The organism is Pedobacter sp. T50_32, assembly GCF_057652195.1.
The window spans coordinates 110,257-122,882 of record NZ_JBYFBY010000009.1; the positions used below are offsets into that span (position 1 = coordinate 110,257).

Sequence of the window (12,626 nt, forward strand, 5' to 3'; positions counted from 1 at the left end):
TTACAAAGTTTACATTCGTAATTGGTTTACATTGTGTTTTTACACCTAATTTCGTCATTGTAATATTGTTTTACTGCATCTCCAATTATTCAGAATATTTAAGACAATATACGCCCTCTCGGAAGACTTTGTTTACAGTCTGTCAGCAACATTTTTGCCCGGCTTGAATAGGTGGACATTTTACTGTTCCATAGCTACAATATACGCAGCAATCACCTTGCAATGGCTTTAACCTTGTTTTACAATTTTCGCATTCATAAAAATATTGGCAAGCGTTTGTGGGCATCGTTTCCTCTTTTTTGTATCCACAGCTTGGGCAAGTTATTATTGATTGTAATCTAATTTCCATTATGATATAATTTTACTTTTAAGCGATTTATAACCTGTCAAATTAATTGCTTTTTCGATTTCTGCAATACTTGTTTGTTTGTTGTCAAACTTAACAATGGCGTTGCCTTTCTCATAAGAAACCACAACTTCGACAATTCCTTTTAGTTTGCTAACCTCTGTTTTAATATGGTGCTCACAACCTGAACAAGTCATCCCTTTAATTGTAAACTCAACTTTCTGAATTTTGGAAGTTTGAGTAATAATTGCGTTACTTTCAGTCTTTGGAAAAAAGACGTGGGCATAAATTGGAAATGATAAAAGTAAAGCCGCCATAACGGTAATAATTCCTAAAAATGATTTTGTTTGCATAAAATTTGGTTTTTCAATTGTTTCACATTTACAATCAATTTTCTTTGGTGGTTTCAACTTTTGATACCAGGAAAAACCAAGCACTAAAATTGTTAAACCTATAAAATATGGTCGGAAAGGTTCGAGCCAAGAAAAAGTCGAAGCAACTCCGCTTGTTCCAGCTATGAGAGCCAAAACAGGTGTAATGCAACATAATGAGGCTGCAATTGCTGTCAAAAGTCCAGTCCCGATTAGCTTGCTGTCAGTTTTCATATTGTTTCTAAAATTTTGCTATCATCAAGTATTTTAAAAAATGGTTTCAGCATTTTTTCATACTCTTTTGTCAATGAGTAAAAAATGGTTTGTGCCTCTCTTTCGGTTTCAATAAGTTTTCGGTCTTTGAGTTTTCGCAAGTGCTGAGAAATTGCTGAAATTGTCATACCAAGAATATCGCTTAAGTCACAAACACAAAGTCGTTTTTCTTCATAAAGAAGAAACAGAATTTTCAGTCTTACATTATTTCCCGCCAAATCAAGTCCGTTCGATAAATAGTCAAACGAGCCGTGGAGTTCTGAAACTCGTTCTTTACAGCGATTGATTTGTTTAATGTCTGCCAGTTGTCTTATGCAAGAAGTATTATCCATAGCGCAAATATAGTTAATTTGCTTATTTAAGCAATTACTAAAATATAAAAATCAAACAGCTCTATTTAACTGTTTGCTACTATGCAATATTTTCGTAAAAGGTAAGCAAATTTCCGTACAAGTCCAAAGTTGCAAATTCTGTTGTGCCGTAGTAAGTGCTTTCTATTTCGTTTTTTTTATTGTGTAATACCTCTTTTTCTTTTAGTTCTTTGTACAGTTCGTCAATACCTTTTACTTCAATCCTACAACTGTGTGTACCTGCCAAAAAACTTTCTGCTCCGCTACTAATCGGTTTGAGAAATAAAAAAATACTTTTTCATTTCCAACTATAATTACAGGAAGCCCATAAATGCAATTCTATACCATCCCTAATTAATATTGCGAAAGTTGCTTCCTTATATCTACAATCAAAACCAAATCGGGCTTTGTAAAACGTAACCGCTTTTTCAATATCCCGAACAGGAAAGGCGGGTATGGTCTTTATTAGTTGTATCATTGTCGTGGTATAGTTTTAATTATTGAACCCTGTATATTTTTAGCGCATCAGTTAAAATCCTATTGCCTTTTCATAACATCTATTGCTTGTGCCTAACTGTAATATTTCTTCTTTAACCATAAGCTCGCCCTTACTAAGATTATCAATACAGGAACTTCTACCAACGGTCCAATAACCCCTACAAATGCCTGTGGGGAATGAATACCGAAAACCGATATGGCTACGGCTATTGCCAACTCAAAATTATTTCCCGTGGCTGTAAATGCGATTGATGCGTTTTTGTCGTAAGGAACTTTAAGGGATTTATTGATAAAGAAGCTCACAAAAAACATCAGTACAAAATAGATGATTAAGGGTATGGCTACTTTTACCACATCCATTGGCAACTCTAATATTTTATCGCCTTTCAGGCTAAACATTAATACTATGGTAAACAACAATGCGTATAATGTAATGGGCGATATTTTGGGTACAAATTTTCGGTTATACCATTCTGTACCTTTTGATTTGATAAGGAAGTAACGGCTTAGAAAACCTGATAAAAATGGAATACCTAAGTATATCAATACGCTTTCTGTTACGTCTTTAATGGATACGCTTACATTGAAATTGGCTAATCCTAACTTTGCAGGTAATACGTTGATGAACAGCCAAACTAAGAAACTGTAACTTACTATCTGAAAGATACTGTTTAATGCTACCAATAATGCTGTATATTCTCTGTTGGCTTTTGCCAAATCGCTCCACACGATTACCATTGCAATACATCTTGCCAAACCTATCAGTATCAAGCCTGTCATATAATCGGGTTCATTTCTTAAAAACAAAACGGCTAACCCGAACATCAATACCGTACCGATAACCCAATTCAGAAATAAGGATATACCGATTACTTTTTTATCCTTAAATGCCTGTGGCAATAATGAGTAATCAACCTTTGCCAATGGCGGGTACATCATTAGAATTAAACCTAATGCCAACGGAACATTTGTAGTTCCTACTGATAAAGCATTTGTGATTTTTGATATTCCCGGAAAGAAATATCCCAAACCTATACCTATTGTCATTGCAAGAAATATCCATAAGGTTAGGTAACGGTCAAGAAATTTTAGTTTTGGTTGCATTGGTTATTGACTGACTTTTGAAAAAACATAAAACATTTCCGTTGCTATCTGCAAACTTCTTTGTGCATATACCTGTGCCTGCTCCGGTGTATTATCCGAAATTTTGGGGTCTTCAAATGTAATAGGTATTCTTTTTTCTGCACCTGCAATAAAAGGGCATCCACCGTCTGCCTGTGAACAGGTCATAATAGTTGCAAATGCTGATATAGGATTGAAAGGGCTATCGTATTTTTTAGAAAAGCCGATAACAGGCAAAACATTATCGCTGTATTTTATAGCATATACAGAATTATTATTGTCTGCAATTTTGAAAATATTAAACCCCTGATTGGTCAATGTTTCTGCGACTTTCGGGAATAGTGCCGTTTCTTCTGTACCGCCTGAATAGCAATGCACATTCGGGATATTGTAATGTGTGGCCGCTACCTGTGCCCAAACCTGCGATAAATGGCTTCTTCGGGAATTGTGGGTACAAATGAAATTGATGTTTACTTCCTCCCGATTGCTTACCTTTTGCTGTATAAAATCTATCAATGGCTGTAATACGCTTTTACGTTCTTCGCTGATGCTGTGAACATCTATTTTATTATTAATGATTTCGTTTAGTTTTTGATACATCGTATTTTGTTTTAGTATTTAGCAACATTCCGAATTAGGCGTACAGCAGGCATTACTTAATTCTGCCAAGTTTACTTTCTGTTTTTCGGCAGGAATGCCACAGGCATCATTTGCCAGGCAAGCCGTTTGTTTATTCTTCAGAATAAAATGATTTCCGTTAAAATCCAAATCGTATTTACCAATCGTTTCGCTTTGGTATTCTACTTCTATCTCGGCATCGTCAATACCTAATTTTTCTTCAGATAGTTTAATGATGCTTAATAATTTGGTTGGCTTTAATCGGTGTTCAAAATCGTTAGCATTCCATAATTGAAAATTCACAACTTTTTCATTTCTGATAGTTCCGCCACAATCAATGAAGTGTTTTGTAATAACGCCTACCTCTGTAACGTGAAAGTGTTCCGGTACAAATGTTCCGTTCTCTAATTGAAATTCAACATTATTCAATGCTGGTAATATTTCTTTGATTTTTGATAGTTTCATTGTTTTTTATTTAATTGTTATATTGCTTTATTGCGATTGATATATTCAAAAAAATGCTTAACAGCATTTTTGATTGGTTACAGCATAGCCGATTTTTGAAAAATATTTTTTTAGTACATCAAAGGTTTTTTCATTGATACAGTAGCAAACAGAATTACCCTCAATATTTCCTTTTATCAATCCTGCATTTTTCAATTCTTTTAAATGCTGCGAAACGGTAGGCTGTGCCAATGGTAATTCATCAACTATATCACTGCATATACAGGCATTTACTTTTAAGAGGTATTCTATAATGGCTATTCTTGCCGGATGCCCTAATGCTTTCGCAATAGTTGCAATCCGATTTTGTTGTTCCGTGAAATGGTCTGTTTTACTTGCGCCCATTGTTATGATATTTTAATATCGCAATATTACGATGTTTGTTTTTAATAGACAAGAAATTTGAAAAAAATTATTCCTGTTGTACCAAATGCTGCAAGTTCGGGTCATTTTTAATGCGCTCCATTTCACTTACAACAATATTCAGGATGTCTAATTTTATCTGCTTGTAATTACTTTCAATTTCCTGCTTCATCTTATCCTCGCCCTGCTCATTTACAAAAGAAAGGATTTGCGGTATTTGCTGATAGGCTTTGCTTTCTGCTGCTACCTTTTCATTATCCACCACAATTTCGCCGTGAAATATTTTTTGCTCGATACGTTCATCAAAGTTATCCGAAACGGAACCAACAAACATACCCTGTGTCAATGTTGAAATTTTGGAAGCCGGAATAAGGCTGTCTAACTGTGTGGAGATAGAGGTAGATTTATCATTGCACTTAATGGTCATACTTTGGCGTTTCTGTAATACTTTACCGAAACGTTCCGAAAAGCTTTTTGCTGTTTCGCCAACCACCTGACCACTGAATATATTACCGACAGTATTCTGTATTACCTTGCTTTCCTTGTCGCCGTAATCCCTTGTTAATTGCGAAAAATCCTGAAAACCCAAACATACCGCTACCTTATTACTTCTCGCCGTTGCGATAAGATTGTCCAGTCCCCTGAAATAAATTGTGGGCAACTCATCTATGATAACGGAACTCTTTAGCTGTCCCTTTTTGTTTATCAGCTTTACAATCCTCGAATTGTATAAACCCAAAGCTGCGGAATAAATATTTTGACGGTCGGGATTGTTACCCACGCACAAAATTTTAGGTTCTTTCGGGTTGTTAATGTCAAGCGTAAAATCATCGCCCGTCATTACCCAGTAAAGTTGTGGGCTAATCATCCTTGATAGCGGAATTTTTGCCGATGCGATTTGTCCTTGTAACTGGTCTTGCGCTCCACCTTGCCACGCATCCATAAAGGGCGACAAATAATTTTCCAAATCCGGGTATGAAGTTAAAATCGTGAATACATCCGAATACTTTTTATTCAGTAATTCAATGGCGTGAGGGAACGTACAATACTTACCATCTTCGTAGATTTTCAGATACCAAATAATCGCAGCCAAAAGAATAATTGGGCTTTCCACAAAAAAATCCCCTTGCTTCTGTATCCACGACCTGTTAAGGTTTAGCATTATAGTATATGCCGCTTCGTAAGCATCAGAAATGTCCGTCATAAAATCGGGATTGAGTGGGTTGCAACGGTGGCTCTTGCGTGGGTCATCGAAATTTATCACATAAAATTTCGGCTGTACCTTGTACTTATCCCTGTGCTTCAGCAAATGATTGTAGGCAATGGTGGATAGGTCGTCGAACTTGAAATCGTAGATGTACATACTAAAGCCTTTTTCTATCTGCTGCTTGATGTAGTTGTTTACGATGGCATAAGATTTACCCGAACCCGGAGTACCCAATACGATTGATGCCCTGAATGGATTGACAATGTTTATCCAACCGTTGTTCCATTTGCCTTTGTAGTAAAATTTGGTGGGCAGGTTGACGGAATACTCGTTTTCCATCAGCTTGGTTTCCTGTTGGAAGCTCTCGTTTTCATTATTGAAAACATCGTCCATTAAATTGGTACGGAGCAATCTGCTCATCCATACGCCCGCCATCAGCAAAGCGATATAACCTAACGAGATAGTAAGGATATAAAGGAATGTGCCTGTTGACGGGGATAGCTTCAGCAACGGTGTGTTCAGGAAGAACAGCACAAAGCCAACGCCCAAAGCCACGCAAATTTTAGTCCAGGTTATCTTCTCATTCTTTACACCCTTTGTCCCTAAGCAACTCAAAGCCAGTAAAACCAAAGCGAATGCTTTGGTATAAAGGGTATGTGAAAACAAGCCCGCCGTCCGGTCGAAATTGCCTAATATCTTATTGATTACCTCCAACGTCCAACCACGCTCTAAAAAGAAACCGTAGCAGAACCAATAAAGGTGCATCAGCACCAAAAGGATACTGACTGCCCGCATAAAAGCCATTATCTTGGCAAGCCCTCTTAAATCGTCTTCTCCCTGCATTATTTTAAGTTTTAATGTTCGGGCGTGAATTTAAAGGCTCTATGCAGTGGCTATAAGAATGTGGCAGTCTGTGGCGTTGTGTGGCAGTGTTTGGCTTTGAGTAGATGAGAATAACAATGTCAAGGATTACAGTCCAATTTCTGCATTTGTGTTGAACTGATTTTTATTTTTAATAACTTCGCAGAATGAAATTTATATCTTTAATATTAGCCGTATATGTATTGCTGTTATCAGTAGTACCGACTTTTATTGAGGATAAATGTATGCAGAAGCATACCACCGAGCAAGGACAAAATGGACAGGACGACCAAGATTGTGATAGAAATTGTTGTTCCCCATTTTTTAGCTGTAACACCTGTACAGGATTTGTTTTAGCTACTTTTCATTTCTCTATCACACATTCAGTAAAAGAACCGCAAAGAAAATTAGGCACAATGCCAACACCGCCTATTTCTGATTTTCCTTTTTCCGTTTGGCATCCCCCTCAACTTGCTTAATGTGTAGTGCTTTCGGCACAAACTAATTGTAAGTGGTGTATCACACCGCTATCATTCATTTATTCATATTAAGCATTATTTTTTCAATGAAAAGAATACTCATTGTGTCATTTTTTATGGCACTCAACCTTTGTGTATATGCACAAAACACGTTTAAAGCTGTAATAAAGGACAGCGAGAAAAAAGAGCCTTTAATGGGTGTAACTGCACAGGTTACAGGCACAACAATCGGAACAACTTCCGATGAAAACGGACAAATCATATTAACAGGTATTCCAAACGGTTTACAGGAAATTCAATTTACTTATATTGGTTTTGCCCAACGTACCGACAGCTTTAATTTTCCGTTAGCAGATACAACCCCGATTGAGATTTTACTTTATGAAAGTTCAACGGAGTTAGACGGTATTGTTATTTCATCAACAAGAAGTACAAGAACTATACAAAATATCCTTACACGTATTGAGTTTATAGGAAGTGAGGAGTTAGACGAAAAAGGCAATATGAAAGCAGGGGATATTCGCATGCTTTTGAGTGAGAGTACAGGTATTCACGTACAAACCACATCGCCCACAAGTGCCAACGCAAGTATTCGTATTCAGGGGCTTGACGGACGATATACGCAAATTTTAAAAGACGGTTTTCCTATTTATTCGGGTGCTTCAAGTGGGTTAGGCTTGTTGCAAATTCCACCGCTTGACTTAAAGCAGGTTGAAGTTATTAAGGGTTCAACATCTACGCTGTACGGTGGTGGAGCAATAGCAGGTTTGGTAAATCTGATTTCCAAAACACCAAGGGAAGAAAGGGATTTGCGTTTTCATTTAAACGGAACATCGGGCAGAGGTTTAGACATCAACGGTTTTTACGGACAGAAGTTTAAGAAAATCGGAACAACAATATTTGCTTCGCATAATCGCAACGGAGCTTACGACCCTGCACAAATCGGGCTTTCTGCCATTCCTAAATTTGAAAGGTATGTACTGAACCCTAAATTATTTGTTTACTTCAATGATAGAACAAAAATGAACTTCGGTATTAACACCACCATTGAAAACCGTTTGGGTGGCGATATGCTTTACATCAAAGGCAAAGGCGATAACACACACCAATATTTTGAAGAAAACAAAACACAACGCTATTCTACCCAATTTGTTTTTGACCATACAGTAAACGAAAACAGTTTTGTACAGATAAAGAACAGCGTAAGTTATTTTAACCGCAATACAGCTATTCCCAATTACGAGTTTGAGGGAACACAAACAGCCACTTTTACCGAAGCAAGCTATACCCACAGCAAAGAAAAATCAGAATGGGTAACAGGCGTTAATGTTTGGACCGACAATTTTAAAGAGAAGCAGATTACCGCATTTCCGTTGAGAGATTACAACCAAACAACATTCGGGGCTTTCGTTCAAAATTCTTTTAAGGCTACGGATTGGCTTCAATTAGAAACAGGTTTAAGAACGGATTACGTGATAGATTACGGAGCTGTTTTTTTGCCAAGAGTATCGGCATTGTTTAGGATTGCAAACGGATTGACTTCACGTATCGGGGGCGGATTTGGCTACAAAACACCAACCATTTTTACCGAAGAAAGCGAACGCATACAATATCAAAACGTAATGCCTATTGATGATAATACCAATAAATTGGAAAAGAGCTACGGCGCAAATGCAGACATCAATTACCGTACTAATATTGGCGATGATTGGACATTTAGCATCAATCATTTATTCTTTTACACCTATTTGGATAATCCTTTGTTGCTTCAAAATATAGCTACAAATACATATCAGTTCATCAATTCATCGGGCTACATTCATACCAAAGGAACAGAAACCAATATCAAAATCGGTTATGATGATTTTAAATTGTTTTTGGGCTACACCTTTACCGATACCCGATTGATTGAAAACGGAACAAATACCGAAAATCCACTAACACCAAAACACCGCATTAACTCTGTACTTATGTATGAAATAGAGGATAAATGGAAAATCGGTTTGGAAGCCTATTATTTTAGTCCGCAAAAGTTCAATGACGGAACAACAGGAAAAGACTATGTTATATGTGGCTTTATGGCTGAAAAAATTTGGGAACGGTTTTCCTTGTACATCAACTTTGAAAATTTCCTTGATACAAGGCAGACACGTTTTGACAACATTTATACAGGCACAATAACCAACCCTGTTTTTAAAGACATCTATGCCCCATTGGACGGATTTGTAATTAACGGTGGAATAAAATTTAGACTTTAGAAGATGAAGAAAACCATATTCAATATAACTAAAATGGATTGCCCGAGTGAGGAGCAATTAATCCGTATGAAATTGCAAGGCTTCGATACGGTAAAGTCATTGGAATTTGATATTCCCAATAGAAAATTGAATGTTTATCATAGTGGAAACCCAGAGCCGATTTTTTCGGCTTTGGAAACACTAAACCTGAATACAACATTGATTTCAACTGAAGAAAGTAATACAGTTGTTGAAACAGATACAAGCAATAGCCAACGGAAACTACTATGGACGGTATTGATTATCAATTTCGTTTTCTTTGGATTAGAAATGTTGTTCGGTATTTTTTACAACTCAATGGGATTGGTAGCGGATAGCTTGGATATGCTTGCCGATAGCATCGTTTACGCATTGGCTTTGTTTGCTGTTGGGGGTACGATTGCAAGAAAAAACAATATCGCCAAATTTGCAGGTTACTTTCAAATCCTGTTAGCCGTTATCGGTTTTGTTGAAGTTATCAGACGTTTTATCGGAGTAGAAGCGATGCCCGATTTCAAAACAATGATTGTTGTTTCCGTTTTGGCATTGATAGCAAACGTACTTTGTCTTTACCTGTTGCAAAAGAACAAAAGTAAAGAAGTACATATGCAGGCTTCTATGATTTTCACGTCAAACGATGTTATAATCAATTCGGGGGTTATCGTTGCAGGGCTTTTAGTTCATTGGCTCAATTCAAGCTATCCCGATTTGATTATTGGAGCTATTGTATTTGTGGTTGTGGCAAGGGGTGCATACAGAATATTGAAATTGGCAAATAGATAATTCTATTTTCCTCGTTTATGTATCCGTTTCTTCTTCATCTTATTAGCAAAGTCTTGTTCCTCGTAATCTTCGCCCTGGGCTTCGGGCAATAAACCTCCGAATGCTTCAATCAAACCGTCTTCGTGTTTTTCCGTGGTTAAGAAGTCGAACAAATGGTATGGTTCTTCCGCAGGAAGATCCGCATCATTTGATGTGGATAGTTTGGGGTGTAAAGCGACAGGTTCTTTAATATCCGGTTTAATGTTATTGTTCCAATAATCATTAAAAGTGTCGGCAGAAAGTTCTGTTGCCAAGCGTGAACCGTTCCAAACCGCTTTGGAATTATGGTCTATAAATGTGATACCATAAATGCGCCCTGTATCATTCCGGCGCACGACTACGTTAATGCCCTGTTCTGCTAACTGCTTTTTAAAAGCCTGTTCATCGCTCATGGTTTTCAGAGCGAAAGTAACGGCAGATTTTAGGGTCTGTTTGGATGGGCTGTCTTTCAAAGCGGTTTTGCATTTCGCAAAATGCAATTCCAAAGCCGGAAGCCCTGCGCTTTTTCCGAACAGTGAAGCCTTGAACGGATGCCCGGCTCTTTCGCCTTTTTCATTTAGCGGAATATACAATAAGCCCTGCTGCATTTTTCCCTGCATTTCGCCCTCGATTTTCTCGGCGGTTATATTGAACAGGGAAAGCAGGGCGTTGTATTCGCCCAACGTTTGGTACTGGTAGTAGTTCGGCAGGTGGCGAACAACCGAAGCGATTTGGCTTTTTACATCGCCCGCCCGATAATCTACCGGACGGAAAACCTTATCTGTCTGTTTGCGCTCCTTGTCCGTTGCGGGTATCAATCGGTACTTTCTTTCCAGTTCACGGCATACGTTCATAGACCGCATTTTCTCGAATTTGTCCGAAATCTTTTTGCCCTGCTCGTCCACGCAAACCGATACAATGTGTATATGGCTGCGGTCAATATCGGTATGTTTGAATACGATAAAAGGCTGTTCGCCATAACCCATTTCCCGCATATACTGTTCTGCCATTTCCCTAAACTTATCATCGCTTACCTTATCGTTCGGGTCAGGATTGAGCGAAATATGCAACATATGTTTTTCGGTGTTGCGGTTGGCTATCAGGTAAGGGGCAAAAGACTGGGCTAATTGTGCTACGGAATAATGACCGCTTGCGGTTTCAATCATCTTATTGGCAAACAAAATCTGCCCGTTTTCATTCTCCACTTTGAGCTGATTGTATGCCAATGCACCATATAAATTTCCGCTTCTTCCGATTTTCGCTATCACTATTACATTATTTTTTTAGGTGTTCTTCCTCAAATTTTTCGGTAATCTGAATGATTTTCTGACACAGCATTGCCATTTCAGCCGTCTGTTTTTCCAGTTTGTACAGAAACGCAGCCGCCTTTTTCTCGGAAAAATTCTTGTACAACAGCTTTACAATTTGGTTATAGTTCACACCGATGGAACGGAACTGGCTGTGAAAAGAGGTCAGCCGCATATAAAAATCAACCGTTCCCTTGTCAATCTGGATGGTCTTTATGGTCTTGTCAAAGATGCAGGACGTTATAAAGTGCGCCTTTACCTGCATACCTGATTTATCAAAAAGGGCAAGAAAACGGGCGTGTTCCTGCTCGTTAAAGGAAATCGTATAGCGGATTGTCGCCGGGTCTTCTTTTGGGCGACGTCCGGTCTTTTTCAATTGCTTTTTGTTGTTATCGTTCATCACTAATCCATTTTAAAATCCATACAAAACCCTGACTTCGGAAGGTGTTTTCTGCCCCCTGCAAAGGGCAAGTTGTTTTGAGCATCGGAAATCATTCCGAGATGCTCAAAACACAACTTGCCGTGTTCCGGTGAACACAAAAATCCGCCCTGCGGGACGGATTGAATGTAACAGGGAAAAACGGCTCGATGCCGTTCCCGTTACCCCCTGATATGTCGAAAGACTTTTGCATAAATCCGTTAATAAAAATCACAATACAAAGTAAAGACCTGTTTACGATAGCGTTGCACTGTACCACAGTGCCAAATGCTGCCTCTGAACGCCAAACACTGCCACCGCTATACAACCGAATGAATTTGATGAGTTCTTTGCTCCTGAATGTTGGCAGGCAGGCAGACAGCCCGTGCTTCAGGACGAGCTGACGGCACACATTCAAGATGGCAGGTTATCCTGCCTGCAAGATTGCAGGAATGCAAGAATGCAATCCCGCCTGATAAGATGCCTGAATGAAAGCATTGCTGCTGTATTGCAAGAAAGCAGGCAATCAGCAATTCCCGCAGGCAAGCCTGATAGCTATCCTGCAAGAAAGACAGCACGAAATCTGGACTGCACGGGTGCAAGCCTGCAAGACTGAAAACAGGAAGATGTAAACTTTAAATTTTAAAAATATGGACACAAAAAAGAAACCTCTGTTCGTTGCCTTTTCTTCTCAAAAAGGCGGTGTTGGCAAAAGCACGTTCACCACGCTTGTTGCAAGTACGATGCACTATCGGTTGGGCTACAACGTAGCCGTATTTGATGCGGATTTTCCGCAGCACAGCCTGATGAAAATGAAAACCCGTGATTTGGC

At 38.5% G+C, this 12,626-nt stretch carries 16 protein-coding genes; 4 read left to right on the plus strand and 12 right to left on the minus strand.

Going from position 1 to position 12,626, the window contains the following annotated elements:
• Positions 1–142: 142 nt before the first annotated feature.
• The 10 genes from AC23ME_RS20010 to mobC form a co-directional block, all read right to left on the minus strand.
• A complete protein-coding gene (locus AC23ME_RS20010) occupies positions 143–349 on the minus strand; it encodes a GDCCVxC domain-containing (seleno)protein (RefSeq protein ID WP_487729509.1) in 207 nt (68 codons plus the stop codon).
• A complete protein-coding gene (merTP, locus tag AC23ME_RS20015) occupies positions 349–951 on the minus strand; it encodes a mercuric transport protein MerTP (protein WP_487729510.1) in 603 nt (200 codons plus the stop codon). The genes AC23ME_RS20010 and merTP overlap by 1 nt, the downstream gene beginning before the upstream one ends.
• A complete protein-coding gene (locus tag AC23ME_RS20020; RefSeq protein WP_487729511.1) occupies positions 948–1,322 on the minus strand; it encodes an ArsR/SmtB family transcription factor in 375 nt (124 codons plus the stop codon). Before AC23ME_RS20020 ends, merTP begins: the two co-directional genes overlap by 4 nt.
• A 79-nt stretch (positions 1,323–1,401) precedes the next feature.
• A complete protein-coding gene (locus AC23ME_RS20025) occupies positions 1,402–1,587 on the minus strand; it encodes a VOC family protein (RefSeq protein WP_487729512.1) in 186 nt (61 codons plus the stop codon).
• 51 nt (positions 1,588–1,638) lie between these two features.
• Positions 1,639–1,818, minus strand: a complete 180-nt coding sequence (locus AC23ME_RS20030; protein WP_487729513.1) for a VOC family protein — start codon at positions 1,816–1,818, stop codon at positions 1,639–1,641.
• Positions 1,819–1,910: 92 nt separating this feature from the next.
• The gene (gene arsB / locus AC23ME_RS20035; RefSeq protein ID WP_487729514.1) at positions 1,911–2,942 is read right to left on the minus strand and encodes an ACR3 family arsenite efflux transporter; all 1,032 of its coding nucleotides are present in this window, start codon (positions 2,940–2,942) and stop codon (positions 1,911–1,913) included.
• Positions 2,943–2,945: 3 nt separating this feature from the next.
• Entirely contained in the window at positions 2,946–3,560 is a 615-nt protein-coding gene (locus AC23ME_RS20040) for a protein-tyrosine-phosphatase (protein ID WP_487729515.1), read from the minus strand.
• Positions 3,561–3,578: 18 nt separating this feature from the next.
• Positions 3,579–4,043 (minus strand): DUF6428 family protein, encoded by a 465-nt coding sequence (locus AC23ME_RS20045; RefSeq protein WP_487729516.1) that lies wholly within the window; start codon positions 4,041–4,043, stop codon positions 3,579–3,581.
• A 57-nt stretch (positions 4,044–4,100) separates the two neighbouring features.
• Positions 4,101–4,427 carry an ArsR/SmtB family transcription factor gene (locus tag AC23ME_RS20050; protein WP_487729517.1) on the minus strand — a complete coding sequence of 109 codons (327 nt, stop codon included), beginning with the start codon at positions 4,425–4,427 and terminating at the stop codon, positions 4,101–4,103.
• Between the two features lie 67 nt (positions 4,428–4,494).
• Positions 4,495–6,495 carry a conjugal transfer protein MobC gene (mobC, locus tag AC23ME_RS20055; protein ID WP_487729518.1) on the minus strand — a complete coding sequence of 667 codons (2,001 nt, stop codon included), beginning with the start codon at positions 6,493–6,495 and terminating at the stop codon, positions 4,495–4,497.
• Positions 6,496–6,680: 185 nt separating this feature from the next.
• On the opposite strand from mobC, the gene AC23ME_RS20060 reads away from it, so the two are divergent.
• The 3 genes from AC23ME_RS20060 (at position 6,681) to AC23ME_RS20070 (ending at position 10,051) form a co-directional block, all read left to right on the plus strand.
• Complete coding sequence (locus tag AC23ME_RS20060) at positions 6,681–6,992, plus strand: hypothetical protein (RefSeq protein WP_185247982.1); 312 nt, start codon at positions 6,681–6,683, stop codon at positions 6,990–6,992.
• An 86-nt stretch (positions 6,993–7,078) separates the two neighbouring features.
• On the plus strand, positions 7,079–9,250 hold the full coding sequence (locus tag AC23ME_RS20065) for a TonB-dependent receptor (RefSeq protein ID WP_487729519.1): 2,172 nt from the start codon (positions 7,079–7,081) through the stop codon (positions 9,248–9,250).
• Positions 9,251–9,253: 3 nt separating this feature from the next.
• Entirely contained in the window at positions 9,254–10,051 is a 798-nt protein-coding gene (locus AC23ME_RS20070) for a cation efflux transmembrane domain-containing protein (RefSeq protein ID WP_312285525.1), read from the plus strand.
• A gap of 2 nt (positions 10,052–10,053) precedes the next feature.
• Here the strand turns inward: AC23ME_RS20070 and mobB are convergent, their stop codons facing one another.
• Both mobB and mobA read right to left on the minus strand, forming a co-directional pair.
• Positions 10,054–11,337, minus strand: coding sequence for a conjugal transfer protein MobB (gene mobB, locus AC23ME_RS20075; RefSeq protein ID WP_487729520.1), 1,284 nt, complete (start codon positions 11,335–11,337; stop codon positions 10,054–10,056).
• Positions 11,338–11,344: 7 nt separating this feature from the next.
• Positions 11,345–11,776, minus strand: a complete 432-nt coding sequence (mobA, locus tag AC23ME_RS20080) for a conjugal transfer protein MobA (RefSeq protein ID WP_026763222.1) — start codon at positions 11,774–11,776, stop codon at positions 11,345–11,347.
• A gap of 668 nt (positions 11,777–12,444) precedes the next feature.
• On the opposite strand from mobA, the gene AC23ME_RS20085 reads away from it, so the two are divergent.
• Positions 12,445–12,626: ParA family protein (locus tag AC23ME_RS20085; protein ID WP_487729521.1), on the plus strand; the 182-nt coding region annotated here is incomplete at its 3' end.

Bases quoted from the DNA above. Each gene is read 5' to 3' on its own strand.
- AC23ME_RS20010 (WP_487729509.1), bottom strand. From the start codon at position 349: ATGGAAATTAGATTACAATCAATAATAACTTGCCCAAGCTGTGGATAC.
- merTP (WP_487729510.1), bottom strand. From the start codon at position 951: ATGAAAACTGACAGCAAGCTAATCGGGACTGGACTTTTGACAGCAATT.
- AC23ME_RS20020 (WP_487729511.1), bottom strand. From the start codon at position 1,322: ATGGATAATACTTCTTGCATAAGACAACTGGCAGACATTAAACAAATC.
- AC23ME_RS20030 (WP_487729513.1), bottom strand. From the start codon at position 1,818: ATGATACAACTAATAAAGACCATACCCGCCTTTCCTGTTCGGGATATT.
- arsB (WP_487729514.1), bottom strand. From the start codon at position 2,942: ATGCAACCAAAACTAAAATTTCTTGACCGTTACCTAACCTTATGGATA.
- AC23ME_RS20040 (WP_487729515.1), bottom strand. From the start codon at position 3,560: ATGTATCAAAAACTAAACGAAATCATTAATAATAAAATAGATGTTCAC.
- AC23ME_RS20045 (WP_487729516.1), bottom strand. From the start codon at position 4,043: ATGAAACTATCAAAAATCAAAGAAATATTACCAGCATTGAATAATGTT.
- AC23ME_RS20050 (WP_487729517.1), bottom strand. From the start codon at position 4,427: ATGGGCGCAAGTAAAACAGACCATTTCACGGAACAACAAAATCGGATT.
- mobC (WP_487729518.1), bottom strand. From the start codon at position 6,495: ATGCAGGGAGAAGACGATTTAAGAGGGCTTGCCAAGATAATGGCTTTT.
- AC23ME_RS20060 (WP_185247982.1), top strand. From the start codon at position 6,681: ATGAAATTTATATCTTTAATATTAGCCGTATATGTATTGCTGTTATCA.
- AC23ME_RS20065 (WP_487729519.1), top strand. From the start codon at position 7,079: ATGAAAAGAATACTCATTGTGTCATTTTTTATGGCACTCAACCTTTGT.
- AC23ME_RS20070 (WP_312285525.1), top strand. From the start codon at position 9,254: ATGAAGAAAACCATATTCAATATAACTAAAATGGATTGCCCGAGTGAG.
- mobA (WP_026763222.1), bottom strand. From the start codon at position 11,776: ATGAACGATAACAACAAAAAGCAATTGAAAAAGACCGGACGTCGCCCA.